At 32.0% G+C, this 23337-nt stretch carries 20 protein-coding genes and 4 tRNA genes; all 24 read left to right on the forward strand.

The window, feature by feature from the left end:
• The first annotated feature begins 35 nt into the window (after nucleotides 1–35).
• The 24 genes from QZ824_RS01930 (at nucleotide 36) to QZ824_RS02045 (ending at nucleotide 23164) form a co-directional block, all read left to right on the forward strand.
• Entirely contained in the window at nucleotides 36–1901 is a 1866-nt protein-coding gene (locus QZ824_RS01930) for a putative porin (RefSeq protein ID WP_291274355.1), read from the forward strand.
• 77 nt (nucleotides 1902–1978) lie between these two features.
• Nucleotides 1979–3340 carry a pyridoxal-phosphate dependent enzyme gene (locus QZ824_RS01935; protein WP_291274356.1) on the forward strand — a complete coding sequence of 454 codons (1362 nt, stop codon included), beginning with the start codon at nucleotides 1979–1981 and terminating at the stop codon, nucleotides 3338–3340.
• Nucleotides 3341–3437: 97 nt separating this feature from the next.
• Complete coding sequence (locus QZ824_RS01940) at nucleotides 3438–4706, forward strand: DUF2851 family protein (RefSeq protein ID WP_291274357.1); 1269 nt, start codon at nucleotides 3438–3440, stop codon at nucleotides 4704–4706.
• Between the two features lie 33 nt (nucleotides 4707–4739).
• Nucleotides 4740–4958: a PspC domain-containing protein gene (locus QZ824_RS01945; RefSeq protein ID WP_291274358.1), complete on the forward strand. Its 219-nt coding sequence runs from the start codon at nucleotides 4740–4742 to the stop codon at nucleotides 4956–4958.
• A 25-nt stretch (nucleotides 4959–4983) separates the two neighbouring features.
• On the forward strand, nucleotides 4984–5868 hold the full coding sequence (locus QZ824_RS01950; protein WP_291274359.1) for a helix-hairpin-helix domain-containing protein: 885 nt from the start codon (nucleotides 4984–4986) through the stop codon (nucleotides 5866–5868).
• Between the two features lie 24 nt (nucleotides 5869–5892).
• Entirely contained in the window at nucleotides 5893–7059 is a 1167-nt protein-coding gene (locus QZ824_RS01955; RefSeq protein ID WP_291274360.1) for an acyl-CoA dehydrogenase family protein, read from the forward strand.
• Nucleotides 7060–7120: 61 nt separating this feature from the next.
• Entirely contained in the window at nucleotides 7121–8035 is a 915-nt protein-coding gene (locus tag QZ824_RS01960) for a hypothetical protein (protein ID WP_291274361.1), read from the forward strand.
• A 94-nt stretch (nucleotides 8036–8129) separates the two neighbouring features.
• Nucleotides 8130–8324 (forward strand): 30S ribosomal protein S21, encoded by a 195-nt coding sequence (gene rpsU, locus QZ824_RS01965; RefSeq protein WP_014389202.1) that lies wholly within the window; start codon nucleotides 8130–8132, stop codon nucleotides 8322–8324.
• Between the two features lie 68 nt (nucleotides 8325–8392).
• Nucleotides 8393–9286 carry a tyrosine-type recombinase/integrase gene (locus QZ824_RS01970; protein WP_291274362.1) on the forward strand — a complete coding sequence of 298 codons (894 nt, stop codon included), beginning with the start codon at nucleotides 8393–8395 and terminating at the stop codon, nucleotides 9284–9286.
• 31 nt (nucleotides 9287–9317) lie between these two features.
• Nucleotides 9318–9620: a ribosome-associated translation inhibitor RaiA gene (gene raiA / locus QZ824_RS01975; RefSeq protein WP_291274363.1), complete on the forward strand. Its 303-nt coding sequence runs from the start codon at nucleotides 9318–9320 to the stop codon at nucleotides 9618–9620.
• An 89-nt stretch (nucleotides 9621–9709) separates the two neighbouring features.
• Nucleotides 9710–9783: transfer RNA gene (locus QZ824_RS01980), tRNA-Thr, on the forward strand.
• A gap of 29 nt (nucleotides 9784–9812) precedes the next feature.
• Nucleotides 9813–9893: transfer RNA gene (locus QZ824_RS01985), tRNA-Tyr, on the forward strand.
• A 72-nt stretch (nucleotides 9894–9965) separates the two neighbouring features.
• Nucleotides 9966–10037: transfer RNA gene (locus tag QZ824_RS01990), tRNA-Thr, on the forward strand.
• A gap of 58 nt (nucleotides 10038–10095) precedes the next feature.
• Entirely contained in the window at nucleotides 10096–11283 is a 1188-nt protein-coding gene (gene tuf, locus QZ824_RS01995; protein ID WP_291274364.1) for an elongation factor Tu, read from the forward strand.
• Between the two features lie 56 nt (nucleotides 11284–11339).
• A tRNA-Trp gene (locus QZ824_RS02000) sits at nucleotides 11340–11410 on the forward strand.
• Between the two features lie 19 nt (nucleotides 11411–11429).
• A complete protein-coding gene (gene secE, locus QZ824_RS02005) occupies nucleotides 11430–11618 on the forward strand; it encodes a preprotein translocase subunit SecE (protein WP_291274365.1) in 189 nt (62 codons plus the stop codon).
• Between the two features lie 6 nt (nucleotides 11619–11624).
• The gene (gene nusG, locus QZ824_RS02010; RefSeq protein ID WP_291274366.1) at nucleotides 11625–12176 is read left to right on the forward strand and encodes a transcription termination/antitermination protein NusG; all 552 of its coding nucleotides are present in this window, start codon (nucleotides 11625–11627) and stop codon (nucleotides 12174–12176) included.
• Nucleotides 12177–12242: 66 nt separating this feature from the next.
• Nucleotides 12243–12680 (forward strand): 50S ribosomal protein L11, encoded by a 438-nt coding sequence (gene rplK / locus QZ824_RS02015; RefSeq protein WP_014389196.1) that lies wholly within the window; start codon nucleotides 12243–12245, stop codon nucleotides 12678–12680.
• A 19-nt stretch (nucleotides 12681–12699) separates the two neighbouring features.
• Complete coding sequence (gene rplA / locus QZ824_RS02020; RefSeq protein WP_291274367.1) at nucleotides 12700–13389, forward strand: 50S ribosomal protein L1; 690 nt, start codon at nucleotides 12700–12702, stop codon at nucleotides 13387–13389.
• Between the two features lie 22 nt (nucleotides 13390–13411).
• Nucleotides 13412–13912, forward strand: coding sequence for a 50S ribosomal protein L10 (gene rplJ / locus QZ824_RS02025; RefSeq protein ID WP_291274368.1), 501 nt, complete (start codon nucleotides 13412–13414; stop codon nucleotides 13910–13912).
• 56 nt (nucleotides 13913–13968) lie between these two features.
• Nucleotides 13969–14337 carry a 50S ribosomal protein L7/L12 gene (gene rplL / locus QZ824_RS02030; RefSeq protein WP_291274369.1) on the forward strand — a complete coding sequence of 123 codons (369 nt, stop codon included), beginning with the start codon at nucleotides 13969–13971 and terminating at the stop codon, nucleotides 14335–14337.
• 238 nt (nucleotides 14338–14575) lie between these two features.
• The gene (gene rpoB, locus QZ824_RS02035) at nucleotides 14576–18388 is read left to right on the forward strand and encodes a DNA-directed RNA polymerase subunit beta (RefSeq protein WP_291274370.1); all 3813 of its coding nucleotides are present in this window, start codon (nucleotides 14576–14578) and stop codon (nucleotides 18386–18388) included.
• Nucleotides 18389–18481: 93 nt separating this feature from the next.
• Complete coding sequence (gene rpoC / locus QZ824_RS02040) at nucleotides 18482–22780, forward strand: DNA-directed RNA polymerase subunit beta' (RefSeq protein WP_291274371.1); 4299 nt, start codon at nucleotides 18482–18484, stop codon at nucleotides 22778–22780.
• Between the two features lie 75 nt (nucleotides 22781–22855).
• On the forward strand, nucleotides 22856–23164 hold the full coding sequence (locus QZ824_RS02045) for a DUF3467 domain-containing protein (protein ID WP_291274372.1): 309 nt from the start codon (nucleotides 22856–22858) through the stop codon (nucleotides 23162–23164).
• Nucleotides 23165–23337: the final 173 nt, after the last annotated feature.

Consider the following 23337-nt stretch of genomic DNA (forward strand, 5'->3'; position numbering starts at 1 on the left):
CTTTTCTCATTACCTTTGTCTCATAAAATTTATTTATGAGAATTTTTTATTTCTTTTTATTTTTGTTTTCTATTTCTCTTTTTTCTCAAGAAAAAGATACTTCCTCAGTTAAATCAATAAAAGCTGATATTAGTCTTTATAAAATTTATAATTTAAAAAAAGATACTATTGTTGTTGATACTTCTTTGACTATTGCTGATGAGTACAAATATAACTATCTCAGAAAGGATAACTTTGGATTACTCCCATTTTCTAATGAAGGCTTTTTATATACACAATTAGATTTTTCTAAAAAGAAAACATTTATTTTCCCACAGTTTGGATTTCATGCTAAACAGGTAGCTTATTTAGATGTAAATGAAATTTCTTACTATTCTGTGCCTACTCCTTTGACGGATATTTATTTTAAGACTGTAATGCGTCAAGGACAAAGTTTAGACGCTTTATTATCATTAAATACTCAAAAAAATTTAAATTTTACTGTGGCTTACAAGGCTATTCGTTCCGTAGGTGATTATTTTAATAGTTTGACAAGTTCTGGTCATTTTAGATTTACAACAAGCTATTTTGCGCCTAATAAAAAATATTTTCTTAATGCACATTTTGTTGGTCAAGATATTTTAAATCAAGAGTCTGGTGGGATTAAAGACGTTTCTCAATTTGAAAGTAATGAGCCTTCCTTTAAACAGAGGGAGCGTCTAGATGTTTATTTTGATAATGCTTCTTCCAAATTAAAGGGTAATCGTTTTTTTATAGATCATAATTACAAACTTAAAGATAGTAATTCACTGGTATTTAAGCATCAAGCTTTTTATGAATATAAGTTTTATGAATTTTTGCAACCTACTCCTTCTTCAAGATTAGGAGTCCCCGATAATGGTGCTAGTATTAATAATAAAACTAGGTTTGATGTTTTTTATAATAAAGTTGGAGTTAGTTTTTTAACAAAAAAAATAGGAGAACTTAATTTCTTTATTGATAATTATGTTTATAATCAATTTTATGTTACCAATTCATTGACAGCTATTGCATTAAATCTACCAAATAATTTGCATAGTAGAGTGAATACCGTTGGTGCTCAATATGATTTTTTTCATTCAAAATGGAAATTTAATATATTAGCTCAAAATGCATTTACTGATCGTAAAACTTCTAATTTTGAAGTTACAGCAAAGTACAATTGGAATGTGTTTAGTTCCATTGAAATCAAAGCACAACAAAATAGTAAACTACCTGATAATATTTACTTGTTTGCACAGAGTTCTTATGATAAATATAATTGGAGTAATAGTTTTAAAAATGAGAAAGAGTCAAGTTTAAAAGTTTTAGCCACAACAAAATGGCTGAACTTATCTGCTCAATATAGTATATATAATGATAAGCTATATTTTTATAATGATTATGAAAAGATTGATACTTTATATGTTTCACCTAAACAATATGCTAAATCTATTCAATACTACAATGTCGAAATAAGTAAAGAATTTAAGTTCAAGAAATTTGGTTTAGATAATAGGATTAAATTCCAAGATGTAAAACAAGATGATAAAGTAGTAAATGTACCTAGTGTGATAACTAGAAACACACTTTATTACACCGATCATGTTTTTAGAAAAGCTATGTTAATTCAAACCGGTTTAACTTTTAATTATTTTTCTAAATATTATGCCGATGATTATAATCCTATTTTAGGAGATTTTTTTGTACAGAGACAGACTAAAATAGGTGGTTTTCCAATGTTAGATTTTTTTGTAAATGCTCGAGTTCGTCAAGTTCGAATATATCTAAAGGCGGAACATTTTAATGCGTTATTTGGAGATAGAAATTACTATAATACACCAAATTATCCTTATCGAGATTTTAAAGTTAGATTTGGCTTGGAATGGAATTTCTTTAAATAGAATTATCAAACCTAAAATTTTCGGTTTACCTTTGCTTTTTAAAAATATATCTTAATACATTGAAAATATAATCAAGAATGAAATACGCAAAAAATATACTTGAAACTATTGGGAATACGCCGCTAGTTAAGTTAAATAAAATTACCAAAGATTTAGATTGTTTAGTTTTAGCTAAGGTTGAAACTTTTAATCCTGGAAATTCTGTTAAAGATAGAATGGCTGTGAAGATGATTGAAGACGCTGAAGCAGACGGTCGTTTGAAACCAAGAGGAACAATTATTGAAGGGACTTCAGGAAACACAGGTATGGGCTTGGCTTTGGCAGCTATTGTAAAAGGATATAAGTTGATTTGTGTTATTTCAGATAAGCAATCAAAAGAAAAAATGGATATTCTAAGAGCTGTTGGTGCTAAAGTTGTCGTTTGTCCTACAGATGTAGAACCTACAGATCCACGTTCTTACTATTCAGTTTCAAAAAGATTGGCTGAAGAAACTCCGAACGCATGGTATGTAAATCAGTATGACAATCCTAGTAATGCTATTGCTCATTATGAGCAAACTGGACCTGAAATTTGGGAGCAAACAGAAGGTAAAATTACCCATTTTGTTGTTGGTGTAGGAACAGGAGGGACTATTTCTGGAGTAGCAAAATACTTAAAAGAGAAAAATCCTAATGTTAAATGTTGGGGAATAGATACCTACGGATCAGTGTTTAAAAAGTACCATGAGACAGGGATTTTTGATGAAAATGAAATTTATTCTTATATCACAGAAGGTATTGGGGAAGACATTTTACCTAAAAATGTAGATTTTTCATTAATAGATGGCTTTACAAAAGTTACAGATAAAGACGCTGCTGTTTTCACAAGAAGATTAGCTCTAGAGGAAGGCATTTTTGTGGGTAATTCTGCTGGAGCAGCTATTAAGGGAGTCCTTCAATTAAAAGAACATTTTGGTCCTGAAGATGTAGTAGTAGTTCTATTTCATGATTCAGGAAGTAGATATGTAGGTAAAATGTTTAATGATGATTGGATGAGAGAACGAGGTTTTCTTGAAGAAGAAATTACTAAAGCAGCCGATTTAATAAAAGACCATAAAGATAAACCTTTAGTTATTGTAAGAACAGAAGAGTTAGTTTCTCATGCTATTGAACGATTAAAGAAATATAAAATCTCTCAAATTCCTGTTATAGATACGACTGGATTTGTTGGTAGTGTTGATGAATCTGATTTGTTTAGAAGTTATTTTGAAAATAAAGATATTGCTGATTTACCGATTAAAGAAGTTATGGGTAAACCATTTCCAATCGTTAACGCAAATACACCAATTGATGAAGTTTCCAAATTAATTAGTAAAGATAATCAAGCCGTTTTAGTAGAATTAGAAAACGGGAAATACCATATTATTACTAAACATGATATTATTAGCTCTATAAATTAATAGAGTAATAGAGTAATAAAAAAAGTTGGTTGTCAATAGATTACCAACTTTTTTTTTATTTTTGCAATTATATAAGCCAAAATAAACATTATAAGCCATGAATGAAAATTTTCTGCATTATGTGTGGGTAAATCGTAAATTACCTTTTTTGAATCTCCAAACAACTTCGGGAGAGTGTCTAGAAATTCTAGAGTATGGACAATATTTGCAATTATCAGGTCCAGATATTTTTAATGCCAAGATTAAAATTGGAAATCAAGTTTGGGCAGGAAATATTGAAATTCATGTAAAATCTTCCGATTGGTATTTGCATCAACATGAAAAAGACAAAGCTTATGAAACAATTATTCTACACGTAGTTTGGGAATATGATACTCCAATTTTTAGGAAAGATAATTCTGAAATACCTACTTTGGAACTAAGAAACAGAGTCGATGAAGCTCTGATTCAGAATTATACTAATTTGTTAAGAAAGAAGACTTGGATTAATTGTGAAAATAGCATTGGAACTATAGAACCCTTTATATTTTCAAAATGGAAAGAAGCACTTGTTTTGGAGCGTTTAGTAAGAAAAGCAACAGAAATAGAGTTTAGATTATCGCAAACGGCAAATAATTGGGAACAAGTTTTTTTTGAAAATTTAGCTAAAGGTTTTGGTTTAAATACTAATGGGTCTGTTTTCCATGAAATGGCTAAACAACTAACTTATCATGTGGTTAGAAAAGAGCGTTCTGATATCTCTCATATAGAAGCTTTATTCTTTGGTATGTTAAATTTATTACAATCAAATTGCGAAGAAGAGTATTTTAAAGAATTACAATTTAAATGGAATTATTTCAAAGTTAAGTATAAGTTATCTGAATGTTCGGGTTTTGAGGTTGCTTTTTTTAAGCATCGGCCAGATAATTTCCCAACAATTAGATTGGCACAGTTAGCTCAACTTTTGGTGCAATATCCTAATTTATTTGATTTAATCATACAAACAAAAAACATTGAAACTATTAAGCATATTTTGAAAGTATCAATAAATGATTATTGGAATACACATTACAGCTTTTGCAAACCTAGTGTGAAAAAAAATAAAAAAATTTCAAATGCTTTTATAGATCTTATTCTTATAAACACAATTATTCCTGTAAAATTCGCTTATGAAAGATATTTAGGAAAACAAGATTTTGAATATTTATTAGATAACTTTAGAGAGATTCCTGCTGAGTCAAATACAATAATTAATCATTTTAAAAACTTCAATATAGAAATTAAATCTAGTTTTGATTCTCAAGCACTCATTCAATTGAAAAATGAGTTTTGTAATAAAAATAGGTGTCTATCTTGCGCGATTGGTTTGCAAATAGTAAAAAAGTAAGTATCTTTAGCACAGTTAATAAATTCATATTTTATGTACAGTTTATTGCATTTTTTTGAAAAGCATGGTTTTTATGTAGCTTCTCGATTGGCAGATAGGTTAGGAATGCGAGCTACCCAAGTGCGTTTGTTTTTTGTTTATATATCTTTTATTACTGTAGGTTTGGGTTTTGGACTCTACTTAACATTAGCATTTATTCTAAGATTAAAAGATATGATTTACACGAAGCGTAGTTCGGTATTTGATTTGTAATTGTCATTTAATTATCGGGAAAAGTATGTTTTCAAAGTGGAATTGGATATTTAGATTTTCTAAGGGACATCATTTAGGTTTGTTTATTCTAATTAGTTTGATAATTGGGATTCAAATTTTAATTTACTGGCATAAAAATAAGGAGGTAGAAGTGTTGCCAATTTCTAAAGAAGAGTTAGCTTGGATTGCAAGTCAAAATGAAATAGATAGTTTAGTTGCATGCCAAATTGTTGATGGAAATAAAATTTACCCATTTAATCCCAATTTTATAACTGATTTTAAAGGTTATAAATATGGAATGACTTTAGATCAGATTGATAAATTACATCAATTTAGAAGGCAAAATAAATATGTCAATTCAGCTGAGGAATTTCAAAATTTGACTGGTGTTTCAAATGAATGGATGAAACAATATTCTCCCTATTTTAAATTTCCTGATTGGGTTACTCAAAGAAAAAACAATAAATTCATTAATTACGATACTAAATTCAAAGCGAATTCCTCAAGAATTATCGTGAAAGATATTAATGTCGCTTCTCAAGAAGAATTGGAATCGGTCTATATGATAGGAGAAAAAACAGCTTTGAAAATTATTGCTGAAAGAGAAAAATTAGGAGGGTATGCTTCAATGGAGCAATTGTCCTATATATGGGGAATATCTCCTGAGGCAATTTTAGATTTGAATAAAAAGTTTGCTGTTCAGTCTAATATTGGTTTAAAAAAGATTAGAATTAACGATAGTACTACAAAAGAATTGGCTCAATTTCCTTACTTTAATTATGCTATTGCAAAAAATATTGTAACTTATCGTTCCATGAATGGAGATTTTAGAAAAATTGATGATTTAACAAATGTTAAGCTATTTCCTGTTGAAAAATTAAAAATAATAGCCTTATATTTGGAATTTTAAAAAAATAACCAAAAGGCTAACGATATGAACACAATGTTTTTTACAGAAGAACACGAATTATTTAGAAAAAGTTTACGCGATTTTTTACATAAAGAGGTAGTTCCTCATATTGAGAAATGGGAAAAATCAGGAACCATAGAACGATTTATTTGGAAGAAATTTGGTGAGATGGGCTTTTTTGGGATTAACTACCCTGAAGCTTATGGAGGAATGAACTTAGATTTGTTTTATACGGTAATTTTTCTTGAAGAACTTCAAAAGATTAAATCTTCTGGATTTGCCGCTGCTATGTGGGCGCATGCTTATTTAGCTATGACACACTTAAATGCTGAGGGTGATGAAAGAATTAAACAAGCTTATTTAGTGCCAAGTATAGCAGGAGAGAAGATTGGAGCATTATGTATTACAGAACCTTTCGGTGGTAGTGATGTAGCTGGTATGAGAACCACTGCTGTAAAAAAAGACAACCAATATATTATTAATGGTTCTAAGACATTTATTACTAATGGAGTTTATGCTGATTACTATGTTGTAGCTGCTAAAACTAATCCAGAAGTTGGTAGTAAAGGGATAAGCATATTTTTGGTAGATAAATCAACGCCAGGGATTAATGCAACTAAATTAGATAAGTTGGGATGGAGAGCATCTGATACGGCTGAAATTTCATTTGACAATGTGGCTATTCCACTTGAAAATTTAATGGGTGAAGAGGAAAAGGGATTTTATTATATCATGCAACATTTTGCATTGGAGCGTTTAATTATGGCTGTTAATGCTCATTCAAGAGCAGAATACGCTATTGATTATACACTAGAATACATGTCTCATCGTGAGGCTTTTGGTTCTCCAATTAATAAGTTTCAAGCGTTAAGACATACAATGGTTGAGCATGCAACTGAGGTTGAACATATTAAATTGTTTAATTATTTAACTGTTGCTAGATTAGATAAAGGAGAGTATGTGGTAAAAGAAGCTACTATGGCTAAATTAAAGTCGACCAAAGTTGCAGATCAAGCCATTTATGATTGTTTGCAAATGCTAGGAGGTTATGGATATATGGAAGAATATCCATTAGCTCGTTTATTACGTGATAGTCGTTTAGGTCCTATTGGCGGTGGGACTTCGGAGATTTTAAAAGAGATATTGTCAAAAATGATTATCGATAATAAAGATTATAAACCCGCAGTTTAGATAGTATATACAATATTTCTTGCATTTTCTCGTTAAGTTTAAAATTTTAATTTAAATTATAATGAGAAAATGTTTTTTTTTAATACTTGTTGTGTTAATTAATTCTTGTGAATCCGTTGAAAATAATAGTTTTGCAATTCAAAGTAATTATTCTGAAATAAGTGGTTATAAAGTTACAATTAATAGCCAGTCTACAGATGCTAATTACCCATACACAGGGGAAACAATTATAAATGGTGTTGTTCAAAATGGGAAATTATTAGAAATAAATAATGAGTTTTTACTAAATGGAGTAAGTCAAGGATTAAATATTAATTCGTCTTTGGATTATCAGGATGGTTTATTGGTATCATATTTAGATCATTTAACCTATGATAGTACCTCTCGTGTTAGGAAGTTTTATTATGATGAGAATTCTAAATTAGTAGGAAGTAAATTGTTGGTTTATGGAGAAGAACATTACTATCGATTTAATTACTTAAGTGAAAATGTTGTTTATTTTGAAAAAATAACATTACCCTACAATGATTCAAATGCACAAATTATTTATAGAAATATTGCTGTTTTTGATGGAGATGATATTATTCAAGCTGGTAACGACATAAATTTAGATGGAGTTATGGATCAAATAAATAATTTTCAGTATAGTAATGGGGATTTAGTATTGGCATATAATGATAATGAAACTTTAATGTTTAATTATTCTAATGTTATGAATAATATGAATATTTTGTTAGATAATTCATATGGGAAAAAAAATAAAAGAATTATTTGTATAGGTTCTTTTAGTTATAGTGTTTTGACTAATTTACCTTATTTTTCAAATCATTTATTAGAAGCAGACTTGGCTTCGGCAACTTATGAAGTTTATCCTTCAACTTTTTTTCATACTAAAACTGTTTCACAAACCTTTGGTCCGCCTAGTATAAGTTTTAATGGGACTTCAGTAGAAACAACTGAGTTTTTCTTTAATTAAGCGTGATGTTCTTAATTTATTTAGAGAAATAAACTTTGATATTAAAAAATAATTCATACTTTTGCACCCGTAAAAGAGAGGAGGTGTCTAGATTATGTTAATTATACCAATTAAAGACGGAGAAAATATCGATAGAGCATTAAAGCGCTATAAAAGAAAATTTGACAAAACTGGAACTGTTCGTCAGTTAAGAGCACGTCAAGCGTTCACTAAACCGTCAGTTACAAGAAGAGCTGAAATTCAAAAAGCACAGTATATCCAAAAATTAAGAGATTCATTCGAAGGATAGTATTATTTTGAATAAAATTATAAACCGTTAAAGTACATTTTGTAAATTTGTCTTTAACGGTTTTTTTTATGGAATATCCTTTCGATTCATATAGCGAGTATTTGTTAAAAGAGAAAAATTTTTCCTTGCATACCATCACTGCTTATGTACATGATGTTCGTGAGTTTATTTTTTTTTTAGAGTTAGAACATCAGCAAGTTTCGCCTCATGAAATAACTTATCATTTGGTTAGATCTTGGATTGTTAAATTGTCTAATGATGGTTTGAGTGCTATTTCTATAAATCGAAAATTAGCTTCTTTGAAATCGTTTTTCAAATATTTACTAAGAACTAAGCAAATTGCAAATAATCCTTTCTTAAAGCACAAGTCTCTAAAAATTAGTAAAAAAATTCAAGTCCCTTTTTCTGAAATTGAAGTTCGTCAATTATTTGAAGTGTATTTTTTAGATGATGATTTTGAATCTTTGCGAAATAGGTTGGTGGTTGAGTTGTTTTATTCAACAGGAATGCGTCGAGCAGAGTTGATAAATCTAAAATTAAATGCAGTGGATTTTTATTCAAATACTATAAAAGTATTAGGTAAAAGAAATAAAGAACGAATAATTCCCTTATTGCAATCAACTGTCGACTTGTTGAAAATGTATTTAATTAAAAGAGAGGAGTTTGAAAATAACAGCACAGTAGATTTGTTAATTTTATCAAAAAAAGGAAATAAAGTAAGTGAAACATTTGTTTATCGGTTGATAAATGATTACTTTAGTAGTGTATCAGAAAAGGTAAAAAAAAGCCCTCATGTTTTAAGACATACATTTGCAACTCATTTGTTGAATAATGGGGCTGATTTAAATTCTGTTAAAGAACTACTTGGTCACGCTAGTTTGTCCTCTACTCAGATTTACACTCATAGTAGTCTTTCTGAATTGAAGAAGATTTATAAAGAGGCACATCCAAGAGGTAAGTAGTGTTTGTTTAATTTTTAAAACCTAAAAAATTATGAAAGTTAATGTTCATGCGGTTAATTTTAATGTTGACAAAAAATTAGTAAGTTTTATTGAGGAGCGACTAACAAAACTAGAGAAATTCTACGATAAGGTTGTGACTTCAGATGCTTTTTTAAAAGTTGAAAACACAAGTGAAAAAGAGAATAAAACAGTAGAATTAAAGATTAATGTGCCGGGTGATGAGTTTGTAGTTAAAAAAACCAGTAAATCTTTTGAAGAAGCTGCAGATTTGGCAGCAGATTCATTAGAGCGACTGTTAGTAAAACGTAAAGAAAAAGTAAGAGCGCATAGTTAATTGAAAAAAAATATTTAAAAAAGTTTTGATTAATAAATAAAATCCATACATTTGCAGTCCGTTAGAAATAGCGGGCTTTTTTTATAGTTGCCGGTGTAGCTCAGCTGGCTAGAGCAGCTGATTTGTAATCAGCAGGTCGTGGGTTCGAGTCCCTCCATCGGCTCTTTGAAATATTGATTGTAAAATTAAGGCGGGGAGATACTCAAGCGGCCAACGAGGGCAGACTGTAAATCTGCTGGGAAACCTTCGCAGGTTCGAATCCTGCTCTCCCCACAAATTATGAAATTAGAAAATAAAGTATGGATTTTATTTTGTGCTTTAGGTTCTAACTTCTGAATTACACTAGCCGGTGTAGCTCAGGGGTAGAGTGCTTCCTTGGTAAGGAAGAGGTCACGGGTTCAAATCCCGTCATTGGCTCAAGTTTGAAATAATTTTTTGAACACTAATATATAACTAAGATTAAAATTTTAAAATCATGGCAAAAGAAACATTTGATCGTTCGAAGCCCCATTTAAATATTGGTACTATCGGACACGTAGACCACGGGAAAACTACGTTAACTGCTGCAATCACTAAAGTATTAGCTGATGCTGGTTTATCTGAAGCTAAATCATTCGACCAAATCGATAACGCTCCAGAAGAAAAAGAAAGAGGTATTACTATCAATACTTCTCATGTTGAGTATTCAACTGCTAACCGTCACTATGCTCACGTTGACTGTCCAGGTCACGCGGATTACGTTAAGAACATGGTTACTGGTGCTGCGCAAATGGATGGAGCTATTTTAGTAGTTGCTGCTACAGATGGTCCAATGCCTCAAACTCGTGAGCACATCTTATTAGGTCGTCAAGTTGGTGTGCCTAGAATGGTTGTATTCATGAACAAAGTTGACATGGTTGATGATGCAGAATTATTGGAATTAGTAGAAATGGAAATCAGAGATTTATTATCTTTCTATCAATATGATGGTGATAATGGTCCTGTTGTTCAAGGTTCTGCTTTAGGAGCTTTAAATGGGGATCCAAAATGGGTTGCTACTGTTATGGAATTAATGGATGCAGTTGATAATTGGATTGAATTACCAGCTCGTGATGTTGATAAGCCTTTCTTAATGCCAGTTGAAGACGTATTTACAATTACAGGTCGTGGTACTGTTGCTACAGGACGTATCGAAACTGGAGTTGCTAATACAGGTGATGCTGTTGAAATCATTGGTATGGGAGCGGATAAATTAACTTCTACAATTACAGGGGTTGAGATGTTCCGTAAAATCTTAGATAGAGGTGAAGCTGGTGATAACGTTGGTTTATTGTTAAGAGGTATCGACAAAGCTGATATCAAAAGAGGTATGGTAATCTGTAAACCAGGTTCAGTAAAACCACATGCTAAATTTAAAGCTGAGGTTTATATCTTGAAAAAAGAAGAAGGTGGACGTCACACTCCATTCCACAATAACTACCGTCCACAGTTCTATGTACGTACAACTGACGTAACTGGTACTATTTCTTTACCAGCTGGAAGAGACATGGTTATGCCAGGTGATAACTTAACTATTGAAGTGGAATTATTATCTGCAATCGCTTTATCAGTAGGTTTACGTTTTGCTGTTCGTGAAGGTGGTAGAACAGTAGGTGCTGGTCAGGTAACTGAAATTTTAGACTAATTAATAGTCAAATTATATAACTGTGTCGTTTAACGACGACACAGTTTTTTTAACAAACGAGCGTAGTTCAAGGGCAGAATAGTGGTCTCCAAAACCATTGATGGGGGTTCGAATCCCTCCGCTCGTGCAAAATAAAGTAAAAGATCATGTTAAAATATTTTTCTGAAGCTTTCGAAGAATTAAAGTCTAATGTAACTTGGCCTGCTTGGGACGAAGTTCAAAAGTATACAATTATAGTTGCATTATTCTCTGTTATTTTTGCTTTAGCAACTTGGGGTGTTGATGTGTCTTTTACTAAGATACTAAACGGTTTCTTTAATTTATTAAAAGGTTAATTTATAATGGCTGATAATAACGTAAAGAAGTGGTATGTTGTAAGAGCTGTTAGTGGTCAAGAAAACAGAGTTAAGGCTTATATTGAGCAAGAAATTAACAGAGTTGGAATGGCTGACTATATTTCTCAAGTTCTTGTGCCTACTGAAAAAGTGGTTCAAGTTAGAGATGGTAAAAAAATTTCTAAAGAGAGAGTGTATTTCCCTGGTTATGTTATGATTGAAGCTAATCTAACTGGAGAGGTTCCTCATATAATTAAGTCAATCACTGGTGTTATTGGTTTTTTAGGTGAGACTAAGGGAGGTGATGCTGTGCCTTTGAGACAAGCTGAGGTTAATAGAATGTTAGGTAAAGTTGATGAGTTATCTGTTAAAGCTGAGAATGTGAATATTCCTTATTCTGTTGGCGAAACAGTTAAAGTCATTGATGGTCCTTTCAATGGATTTAATGGTTCTATTGAAAAAGTTAATGAAGAGAAACGTAAACTTGAAGTAATGGTTAAAATTTTTGGAAGAAAAACACCATTAGAATTAAGTTTTATGCAAGTTGAAAAAGTATAAATTTGTTACTTATATATAATCACATCAATCGCTTCCAATTGATAGATGTGCTAAATTTTTTTAAAAATGGCAAAAGAAGTTAGTAAAGTAGTTAAACTACAAGTTAAGGGAGGTGCTGCGAATCCATCGCCACCGGTTGGACCTGCTTTGGGGGCTGCTGGGGTTAACATCATGGAGTTCTGTAAGCAGTTTAATGCAAGAACACAAGATAAACCTGGCAAAGTTTTACCAGTACAAATTACTGTGTATAAAGACAAGTCTTTCGACTTTGTTGTTAAAACGCCACCTGCTGCAATTCAATTATTAGAGGCAGCAAAATTAAAGTCTGGTTCGGGTCAGCCAAATCGTAAAAAGGTTGCAAGTGTTACTTGGGATCAAATTAAAGCTATCGCTGAAGATAAAATGGCTGATTTAAATGCTTTTACATTAGAAAAAGCAATGAGTATGATCGCTGGTACAGCAAGATCTATGGGTATCACAGTAACTGGAGATGCTCCTTTTTAATCATTAAAAAGAATTAGACATGGCAAAATTGACAAAAAAACAAAAAGTCGCTGCATCAAAAATTGAGAAGAATAAACTTTATACTTTAAAAGAAGCTTCTGCTTTAATTAAAGAAGTTGCTTCTGCAAAATTTGATGAGTCTGTTGACATCGCTGTACGTTTAGGAGTTGATCCTAGAAAAGCGAATCAAATGGTTAGAGGTGTAGTAACACTTCCTCATGGAACAGGAAAAGATGTAAGAGTATTGGCTCTTGTAACTCCAGATAAAGAAGCTGAAGCTAAAGCTGCTGGTGCAGATCACGTAGGTTTAGATGACTATTTACAAAAAATTAAAGACGGTTGGACGGATATTGATGTAATCATTACTATGCCTGCTGTTATGGGTAAATTAGGTCCATTAGGACGTGTTTTAGGTCCAAGAGGTTTAATGCCTAACCCTAAGACAGGTACTGTAACTATGGATGTTGCTAAAGCTGTTCAAGAAGTTAAAGCTGGTAAAATCGACTTTAAGGTTGATAAAACTGGTATTGTTCATGCAGGTATTGGAAAAGTGTCGTTTGATGCTGATAAGATTTATGACAATGCGCATGAGATTGTTCAAACATTAATTAAATTAAAACCAACTGCAGCTAAAGGTACTTATATTAAGTCAATTCACTTATCAAGTACACAAAGTCCTGCTATTGCTTTAGATCCTAAAGCAGTATAATTGGTAGTTAAAAATATTTAGTATGACTAGAGAAGAAAAATCAATTGCTATTGAAGATTTAACTGCACAGTTAGCAGATGCAAATATTGTATATTTAGCTGACATTTCAGGTTTAGATGCAGGTACAACTTCAGATTTAAGAAGAGCTTGTTTCAAAGCAGGTATCAAATTAGAAGTTGTTAAAAATACTTTATTAGAGAAAGCTATGGAAGCTTCTGCTAATGAGTATGGTGAATTACCAACTACTTTAAAAGGTAATACTTCAATATTAATTGCTGATGTGGCAAATGCACCAGCAAAAATAATAAAAGAGTTCCGTAAAAAAGGTGAGAAACCAGTTTTAAAAGGAGCTTACATAAATCAAGAAATCTATATTGGTGATAACTTATTAGATAGCTTAGTAGCAATTAAATCTAAAGAAGAAGTTATTGGTGATATCATTGGATTACTTCAATCTCCTGCTAAACGCATCATTTCTGCTTTATTAAATAATGCAGAATCAAAAGGTGAAGCAGCAGAATAAATGCAAACGCACTTATAAATTATAATATTTTTTAAAACACATTAAAGATAGAAAAAATGGCAGATTTAAAACAATTCGCAGAACAATTAGTTAACTTAACTGTTAAAGAAGTTAACGAATTAGCAACAATATTAAAAGATGAGTATGGTATCGAGCCTGCCGCTGCAGCTGTTGTAGTTGCTGGAGGTGGTGATGCTGCTGCTGCTGCTGAACAAACTGAGTTCACAGTAGTATTAAAAGATGCAGGTGCTTCTAAATTAGGTGTAGTTAAAGCTGTTAAAGAATTAACTGGATTAGGATTAAAAGAAGCTAAAGATTTAGTTGATGCTGCTCCAACAAATGTTAAAGAAGGTGTTTCTAAAGACGAAGCAGAAGGTCTTAAGAAAGCATTAGAAGAGGCTGGAGCTGTTGTTGAGTTAAAATAATCTAACTTATCACAAAAAGCTAGGTTTAGACCTTGAGATTTACTCTCAAAGGTCTAAACCATTTTGCGTATATTAAATTTTTTAATTTAGCAAAATATATAAGCAGCTACAGACGAAGAAAAATTACAAACTTTTTCCTGGTTTGTATTTAAAGATGTTGTAGTTGTACTAAAGGAAGTATTTAAAATTAGTGTTTTACACAAAAGTTACTTTTTTAAAATCAAAATTTTGTCCATTGATGATTGCTAATCAGACTGAAAGAATCAATTTTGCCTCAACAAAAAATATCCCTAATTATCCTGATTTTCTTGATATTCAAGTGAAATCTTTTAGAGATTTTTTTCAATTAGAAACCAAATCTGATGAAAGAGGTAACGAGGGTCTTTACAACACCTTCATGGAAAATTTTCCAATAACTGATACTAGAAATCAATTTGTTCTAGAGTTTCTAGATTATTTTATTGACCCTCCTAGATATACTATCGAGGAATGTATCGATAGAGGTTTAACATATAGTGTTCCTCTAAAAGCTCGTTTAAAATTATATTGTACAGATCCTGAACATGAAGATTTTGAAACTATCGTTCAAGATGTTTATTTAGGTACTATTCCATATATGACGCCTAGTGGTACTTTTGTAATTAATGGTGCTGAACGTGTTGTTGTCTCCCAATTACATAGATCTCCAGGTGTATTCTTCGGACAATCTTTCCACGCAAATGGAACTAAATTGTATTCTGCTAGAATCATTCCTTTTAAAGGTTCTTGGATTGAATTTGCAACAGATATCAATAATGTAATGTATGCATATATTGATAGAAAGAAAAAATTACCTGTAACAACTCTTTTCAGGGCCATTGGTTTTGAAAGAGATAAAGATATTCTTGAAATATTTGATTTAGCTGAAGAAATCAAAGTTTCAAAAACTGGAATTAAAAAATATATCGGTAGAAGACTTGCTGCTCGTGTGCTAAATACTTGGCATGAGGATTTCGTTGATGAAGATACTGGAGAGGTGGTTTCTATCGAGCGTAATGAAATTATTTTAGATCGTGATACTATTCTTGATAAAGATAATGTAGAGGAAATTCTTGAAGCGGATGTAAAATCAATTTTATTACACAAAGAAGATAATAATCAAGCAGATTTTGCTATTATTCATAATACTTTACAAAAAGACCCTACAAATTCTGAAAAAGAAGCTGTAGAGCACATATATAGACAATTACGTAATGCAGAACCACCTGATGAGGAAACTGCTCGTGGTATTATTGATAAATTATTCTTCTCTGACCAACGTTATAATTTAGGTGACGTAGGTCGTTACAGAATGAATAAAAAGTTAGGCTTGGATATTCCTATGGATAAACAAGTTTTAACTAAAGAAGATATTATTACAATCGTAAAATATTTAATTGAATTAATTAATTCAAAAGCTGAAATCGATGATATTGACCACTTATCTAATCGTCGTGTAAGAACAGTAGGGGAACAATTGTCGGCTCAGTTTGGTGTTGGGTTAGCGCGTATGGCTCGTACCATCCGTGAAAGAATGAACGTTCGTGATAACGAGGTGTTTACGCCAATTGATTTGATTAATGCTAAAACATTATCATCTGTAATTAATTCTTTCTTCGGAACTAACCAATTATCTCAATTTATGGATCAAACAAATCCATTAGCTGAGATTACACACAAACGTCGTCTATCAGCTTTAGGACCTGGTGGTTTATCAAGAGAAAGAGCTGGTTTCGAAGTTCGTGACGTTCACTACACGCATTATGGACGTTTATGTCCTATTGAAACGCCTGAGGGTCCAAACATTGGTTTGATTTCTTCGTTAGGAGTTTATGCTAAAGTAAACGGAATGGGATTCATTGAAACTCCTTATAGAAAAGTAGAAAACGGTAAAGTTGATTTAATTGCTGAACCTATCTATTTAAGTGCTGAAGAAGAAGAAGGTAAGTTAATTGCTCAGGCGAACATTGAAATGAGTAATGAAGGAGTAATTACAGCTGATAAAGTAATTGCACGTGAAGAAGGTGATTTCCCAGTGGTAGATCCAACAGCGGTTCATTATACAGATGTAGCGCCAAACCAGATTGCTTCTATTTCAGCCTCTTTAATTCCTTTCTTAGAGCATGATGATGCTAACCGTGCGTTGATGGGATCAAACATGATGCGTCAAGCAGTACCTCTATTAAGACCACAAGCACCAATTGTTGGAACTGGTTTAGAAAGACAAGTAGCTTCTGATTCAAGAGTGTTAATAAATGCTGAAGGTTCTGGTGTTGTTACTTATGTTGATGCTAACAAAATCACTATAAAGTACGATAGAACAGAGGAAGAAAGAATGGTAAGTTTTGATCCAGATGAAAAAACATACCAATTAATTAAATTTAGAAAAACAAATCAAAGCACCACTATCAACTTAAAACCTATTGTTAGAAAAGGTGACAGAGTTGAAAAAGGACAAGTGCTTTGTGAAGGATATGCTACTCAAAATGGAGAATTAGCTTTAGGTAGAAATTTACAAGTTGCCTTTATGCCTTGGAAAGGTTATAACTTCGAGGATGCAATTGTAATTTCTGAAAAGGTAGTTCGTGATGATATCTTTACATCAATTCACGTAGATGATTATTCTTTAGAAGTTAGAGACACAAAATTAGGTAATGAAGAATTAACTAATGATATTCCTAACGTTTCTGAAGAAGCTACTAAAGATTTAGATGAAAACGGTATGATTAGAATTGGAGCTGAAGTTAAACCTGGTGATATCTTAATTGGTAAAATCACACCAAAAGGGGAATCAGATCCAACTCCAGAAGAAAAATTATTACGTGCTATCTTTGGTGATAAAGCAGGTGATGTGAAAGATGCATCTTTAAAAGCTTCGCCTTCTTTACATGGTGTAGTTTTAGATAAAAAATTATTTGCTAAAGCAGTTAAAGATAAACGTAAACGTTCTAAAGATAAAGAAGATTTAGATAAACTTGAAATGGAGTTCGAGGTTAAATTCGTTGAACTTAAAGACAGATTAATCGATAAATTATTCTTAATCGTAGACGGAAAAACATCTCAAGGTGTCTTAAATGACTTAGGTGAAGAAGTATTGCCAAAAGGTAAAAAATTCACTAAGAAAATGTTACAAGGTGTTGAAGATTTTGCACACTTAACAAAAGGTCAATGGACAACTGATGATCATACAAATGAATTAATCAACGATTTAGTACACAACTATAAAATTAAATTAAATGATTTACAAGGTGTATTAAGAAGAGAGAAATTTACAATTACTGTTGGAGATGAATTGCCATCAGGTATTTTGAAATTAGCAAAAGTTTATATTGCTAAAAAACGTAAGCTAAGAGTAGGAGATAAAATGGCGGGTCGTCACGGTAACAAAGGTATTGTTGCTAAAATTGTTCGTCAAGAAGATATGCCATTCTTAGAAGATGGAACGCCAGTAGATATTGTATTGAATCCGCTTGGGGTACCTTCACGTATGAACATTGGTCAGATTTATGAAACAGTATTAGGATGGGCGGGATTAAAAACAGGTAAAAAGTTTGCAACTCCAATTTTTGATGGTGCAACTTTAGACCAAATTAATGCCTTAACAGACGAAGCTGGAATCCCAAGATTTGGTCATACTTATTTATATGATGGAGGAACAGGAGAGCGTTTCCATCAGCCAGCAACAGTGGGTGTAATTTATATGCTTAAGTTAGGTCATATGGTTGATGATAAAATGCACGCACGTTCTATTGGTCCATACTCATTAATTACGCAACAGCCATTAGGAGGTAAAGCTCAGTTTGGTGGTCAGCGTTTTGGAGAAATGGAGGTTTGGGCTCTTGAAGCTTATGGTGCTTCTAGTACTTTAAGAGAGATATTAACGGTAAAATCTGATGATGTAACTGGTAGAGCAAAAACTTACGAAGCAATCGTTAAAGGAGAAACTATGCCAGAGCCAGGATTACCTGAATCATTCAATGTATTAATGCATGAATTAAAAGGTCTTGGATTAGACATTAGATTAGAAGAATAAATTAGTTTTCGGAATCAGTCGTACTTTATTTTACGACTGATTCTAAAACAAAAACTTACAATTGAATTTTAATAAATCGATAGTATTCATATCATGACAAAATTAAAAGATAAAAATACCGTTAAAAGATTTAACAGAATCACAATAGGTTTAGCTTCACCAGAATCAATCTTGGCAGAATCAAGAGGAGAAGTTTTAAAGCCTGAAACAATCAACTATCGTACGCATAAACCTGAGCGTGATGGTCTTTTCTGTGAAAGAATTTTTGGTCCAGTTAAAGACTACGAATGTGCTTGTGGTAAATATAAAAGAATTCGCTACAAAGGTATCGTATGTGACCGTTGTGGTGTAGAAGTTACTGAAAAGAAAGTAAGAAGAGACAGAGTTGGACATATCAATCTTGTAGTGCCAATTGCTCATATCTGGTATTTCCGTTCTTTACCTAACAAAATTGGATATTTACTTGGATTACCATCTAAGAAATTAGATATGATTATCTATTATGAAAGATATGTGGTAATTCAACCAGGTATTGCAAAAGGACCTGACGGTGAAACTTTAAATACATTAGATTTCTTGACAGAAGAAGAGTATTTAAATATTGCTGATTCTTTACCAATGGAAAATCAATATTTAGATGATTCTGATCCAAATAAATTCATTGCTAAAATGGGCGCTGAATGTATTATGGATTTACTAGCTCGTACTGACTTAGATGACTTGTCCTATAAATTGCGTCACGCGGCTAATAATGAGACTTCTAAGCAAAGAAAAACGGAAGCCTTAAAACGTTTAAATGTTGTTGAATCATTCCGTGAGGCTAACAAAAATAGAGAAAATCTACCTGAATGGATGATTTTAAAAGTAATCCCGGTTATTCCACCTGAATTACGTCCGTTAGTGCCACTTGATGGAGGTCGTTTTGCAACTTCAGATTTAAATGACTTGTATAGAAGAGTTATTATCCGTAATAACCGTCTAAAACGTTTAATGGAAATTAAAGCTCCTGAAGTAATCTTACGTAATGAAAAACGTATGTTACAAGAAGCAGTTGATTCATTATTCGACAATACTAGAAAAGCTTCTGCTGTTAAAACAGAATCAAATAGACCTTTAAAATCTTTATCAGATTCATTAAAAGGTAAACAAGGACGTTTCCGTCAAAACTTATTAGGTAAACGTGTGGATTATTCTGCTCGTTCGGTAATTGTCGTTGGACCAGAAATGAAAATGTATGAATGTGGTCTTCCAAAAGATATGGCTGCAGAATTGTATAAACCATTCGTTATTCGTAAATTAATCGAAAGAGGAATCGTTAAAACAGTTAAGTCGGCTAAGAAAATTATTGATAAAAAAGAGCCAGTTGTATGGGATATCTTAGAAAATGTAATCAAAGGACATCCTGTATTGCTAAACCGTGCTCCAACTCTTCACAGATTAGGTATTCAAGCTTTCCAACCTAAGTTAATTGAAGGAAAAGCAATCCAGTTACACCCATTGACTTGTACGGCTTTCAACGCCGATTTCGATGGTGACCAGATGGCCGTTCATTTACCTTTAGGACCTGAAGCAATCTTAGAAGCTCAATTGTTAATGTTGGCTTCTCATAATATTCTAAACCCTGCAAATGGTGCTCCTATTACAGTACCTTCTCAGGACATGGTATTGGGTCTTTATTACATGACTAAAGAAAGATTGTCTACACCTGAATATCCAATTAAAGGTGAAGGTTTAACATTCTATTCAGTTGAAGAAGTTCATATTGCTTTAAACGAAGGGCGCTTAGATTTAAATGCTCGTGTTAAAGTAAGAACAAAAGACTTTAATGAAGAAGGTGAACTAGTATACAAAATTATTCAAACAACTGCAGGTAGAGTATTATTTAATGAAGTAGTTCCTGAAGCAGCTGGTTATATTAATGAGGTTTTAACAAAAAAATCGTTAAGAGATATTATTGGTAAAATCTTGGCTGTAACTGATGTTCCTACAACTGCTGCATTCCTTGATAATATTAAGGATATGGGGTATAAATTTGCCTTCAAAGGTGGTTTATCATTCAGTTTAGGTGATATTAAAGTTCCAGATGAAAAAGAACCTTTAATTGCTAGTGCAAGAGAAGAAGTAGATGCAATTACAATGAATTATAACATGGGTCTTATTACAAATAATGAGCGTTATAATCAGGTAATTGACGTTTGGACTTCTGCTAATGCTAAATTAACAGAGTATGCTATGAAAAACATCAGAGAAGATCAACAAGGATTCAACTCTGTGTACATGATGCTTGATTCTGGAGCAAGGGGTTCAAAAGAACAGATTCGTCAGTTAACAGGTATGCGTGGATTGATGGCTAAGCCTAAAAAATCTACTGCTGCTGGAGGTGAAATTATTGAAAATCCAATTTTATCAAACTTTAAAGAAGGTTTATCAATCTTAGAATATTTTATCTCTACACACGGTGCTCGTAAAGGTCTTGCCGATACGGCCTTAAAAACAGCCGATGCAGGATATTTAACAAGAAGACTACATGACGTTTCTCAAGATGTTATTATCAATTCTGTTGATTGTGGTACATTGAGAGGAATTGAAGTTACAGCTCTAAAGAAAAACGAAGAAATTGTTGAATCTTTAGGAGAAAGAATTTTAGGTCGTGTAGCTTTACAGGATGTTGTAAATCCATTAGATTCTGAAATTTTAGTTCACGCTGGTGAAGAAATAACTGAGGCTATTGTTAAAAAGATTGAAGGATCTCCAGTTGAAAAAGTGGAAGTTCGTTCAGCTTTAACTTGTGAAGCTAAAAAAGGTATTTGTGCTAAATGTTACGGTAGAAATTTAGCTACTGGTAAAATGGCTCAAAAAGGTGAAGCTGTAGGAGTTATTGCTGCACAATCAATTGGAGAGCCAGGTACACAGTTAACACTTCGTACGTTCCACGTTGGAGGGGTTGCAGGTGGTATATCTGAAGAGTCAAGTATTGTTGCTCGTTTTGGTGGTAGATTAGAAATTGAGGACTTAAAAACAGTTAAAGGTGAGGATGCAGAAGGAAATACAATTGATATTGTAATTTCTCGTTCAACTGAATTAAAATTAGTTGATGCTAAAACAGGAATTGTTTTAAATACGCATAATATTCCATATGGTTCTACAATTTATGTGAAAGATGGAGATGTTGTTGAAAAAGGAGCAACTATTTGTAAATGGGACCCATATAATGGTGTAATTGTTTCTGAATTTACTGGTAAAGTTGGTTATGAAGATATCGAACAAGGACAATCGTTCTTGGTAGAAATTGACGAACAAACTGGTTTCCAAGAAAAAGTAATTTCTGAGGCACGTAATAAAAAATTAATTCCAACATTACATATTTATGGTAAAGATGGTGAATTAATTAGATCATATAACTTACCAGTAGGAGCTCACTTAATGGTAGACGATGGTGAAAAAATTAAAGCAGGTAAAGTTTTAGTTAAAATTCCTCGTCGTTCTTCTAAAGCAGGAGATATTACAGGAGGTTTACCAAGAATTACAGAGTTATTAGAAGCTCGTAATCCTTCTAATCCAGCTGTGGTTTCAGAAATTGATGGTGTGGTAACATTTGGAAAAGTGAAGCGAGGTAATAGAGAGTTATCAATTGAGTCGAAATTTGGAGAAGTGAAGAAATACTTAGTAAAACTTTCTAACCAAATATTAGTTCAAGAAAATGACTTTGTAAGAGCTGGGATGCCATTATCTGATGGTGCAATCACTCCAGATGATATTTTAAGAATTCAAGGACCATCTGCTGTACAACAATACTTAGTGAACGAAATTCAAGAAGTATATCGTTTGCAAGGGGTAAAAATCAATGACAAGCACTTTGAAGTAGTGATTCGTCAGATGATGAGAAAAGTGCAAATACAAGATCCAGGAGATACATTATTCTTAGAAGATCAATTAGTTCATGCTAGTGATTTTATCGAAGAAAATGATAAATTATATGGAATGAAAGTAATCGAAGACGCTGGAGATTCTTCTAACTTAAAACCTGGGCAGATAGTTACTCCAAGAGAGTTAAGAGATGAAAATTCATTGTTAAAGCGTGAAGATAAAAATTTAGTAATTGCAAGAGATGTAGTTCCTGCTACCGCTACTCCAATTCTTCAAGGTATTACTAGAGCATCATTACAAACGAAGTCGTTCATTTCAGCTGCATCATTCCAGGAAACTACAAAAGTATTAAATGAAGCAGCGGTTGCTGGTAAAATTGATACATTAGAAGGATTGAAAGAAAATGTTATTGTAGGTCACAGAATTCCTGCTGGTACAGGTATGAGAGATTATGATAATATCCTTGTAGGTTCTAAAGATGAATACAGTGAATTGATGGCTTCAAAAGAAGAAATTAATTTCTAAGAATTTATTAAATTTGACTATATTTAAAACCTAACAGTATTCGTATTGTTAGGTTTTTTTTAAATCTATATACTTATGGAAAACAACAATCAAGAAGGACAAATTAACATTGAGTTAGACGAAACAATTGCTGAAGGGATTTATTCAAATTTAGCTATTATTAATCATTCTAATACGGAATTCGTTTTAGATTTTATTAGTATGATGCCAGGTGTTCCAAAGGCAAAAGTAAAATCAAGAATTGTTTTAACACCTCAACATGCAAAAAGATTATTAGGAGCTTTGCATGAAAATATAAAACGTTTTGAGCATCAGCATGGTGAAATAAAAGAAGGTGAACAACCTAATATACCATTAAATTTTGGACCAACAGGAAAGGCTTAGTGTTTTATTTTTATCTTTTCAAAGAGATTGATTTTGTTTTAAATCAGTCTCTTTTTTGTTTTTAGTAAAAAAATATTCTTAATTATTGATTAAAAATAAATGTTTTTGTTGTAATTACTGAAATATTAAAAATAAAAAAATAAATTTGTAAATTACTTTTAATTTATTTTAAC

It is taken from the genome of Flavobacterium sp., assembly GCF_021151785.1.
Lineage (GTDB): Bacteria > Bacteroidota > Bacteroidia > Flavobacteriales > Flavobacteriaceae > Flavobacterium.

Excerpts from the sequence above, each read along its gene's own strand:
- rpoC (WP_291274371.1), top strand. The coding sequence starts at position 18,482 with ATGACAAAATTAAAAGATAAAAATACCGTTAAAAGATTTAACAGAATC.
- QZ824_RS01960 (WP_291274361.1), top strand. The coding sequence starts at position 7,121 with ATGAGAAAATGTTTTTTTTTAATACTTGTTGTGTTAATTAATTCTTGT.
- rplK (WP_014389196.1), top strand. The coding sequence starts at position 12,243 with ATGGCAAAAGAAGTTAGTAAAGTAGTTAAACTACAAGTTAAGGGAGGT.
- QZ824_RS02045 (WP_291274372.1), top strand. The coding sequence starts at position 22,856 with ATGGAAAACAACAATCAAGAAGGACAAATTAACATTGAGTTAGACGAA.
- rplJ (WP_291274368.1), top strand. The coding sequence starts at position 13,412 with ATGACTAGAGAAGAAAAATCAATTGCTATTGAAGATTTAACTGCACAG.
- rplA (WP_291274367.1), top strand. The coding sequence starts at position 12,700 with ATGGCAAAATTGACAAAAAAACAAAAAGTCGCTGCATCAAAAATTGAG.
- rpoB (WP_291274370.1), top strand. The coding sequence starts at position 14,576 with ATGATTGCTAATCAGACTGAAAGAATCAATTTTGCCTCAACAAAAAAT.
- QZ824_RS01930 (WP_291274355.1), top strand. The coding sequence starts at position 36 with ATGAGAATTTTTTATTTCTTTTTATTTTTGTTTTCTATTTCTCTTTTT.
- nusG (WP_291274366.1), top strand. The coding sequence starts at position 11,625 with ATGGCTGATAATAACGTAAAGAAGTGGTATGTTGTAAGAGCTGTTAGT.
- tuf (WP_291274364.1), top strand. The coding sequence starts at position 10,096 with ATGGCAAAAGAAACATTTGATCGTTCGAAGCCCCATTTAAATATTGGT.
- secE (WP_291274365.1), top strand. The coding sequence starts at position 11,430 with ATGTTAAAATATTTTTCTGAAGCTTTCGAAGAATTAAAGTCTAATGTA.
- QZ824_RS01950 (WP_291274359.1), top strand. The coding sequence starts at position 4,984 with ATGTTTTCAAAGTGGAATTGGATATTTAGATTTTCTAAGGGACATCAT.
- QZ824_RS01945 (WP_291274358.1), top strand. The coding sequence starts at position 4,740 with ATGTACAGTTTATTGCATTTTTTTGAAAAGCATGGTTTTTATGTAGCT.
- QZ824_RS01940 (WP_291274357.1), top strand. The coding sequence starts at position 3,438 with ATGAATGAAAATTTTCTGCATTATGTGTGGGTAAATCGTAAATTACCT.
- rplL (WP_291274369.1), top strand. The coding sequence starts at position 13,969 with ATGGCAGATTTAAAACAATTCGCAGAACAATTAGTTAACTTAACTGTT.
- raiA (WP_291274363.1), top strand. The coding sequence starts at position 9,318 with ATGAAAGTTAATGTTCATGCGGTTAATTTTAATGTTGACAAAAAATTA.
- QZ824_RS01970 (WP_291274362.1), top strand. The coding sequence starts at position 8,393 with ATGGAATATCCTTTCGATTCATATAGCGAGTATTTGTTAAAAGAGAAA.
- QZ824_RS01935 (WP_291274356.1), top strand. The coding sequence starts at position 1,979 with ATGAAATACGCAAAAAATATACTTGAAACTATTGGGAATACGCCGCTA.
- rpsU (WP_014389202.1), top strand. The coding sequence starts at position 8,130 with ATGTTAATTATACCAATTAAAGACGGAGAAAATATCGATAGAGCATTA.
- QZ824_RS01955 (WP_291274360.1), top strand. The coding sequence starts at position 5,893 with ATGAACACAATGTTTTTTACAGAAGAACACGAATTATTTAGAAAAAGT.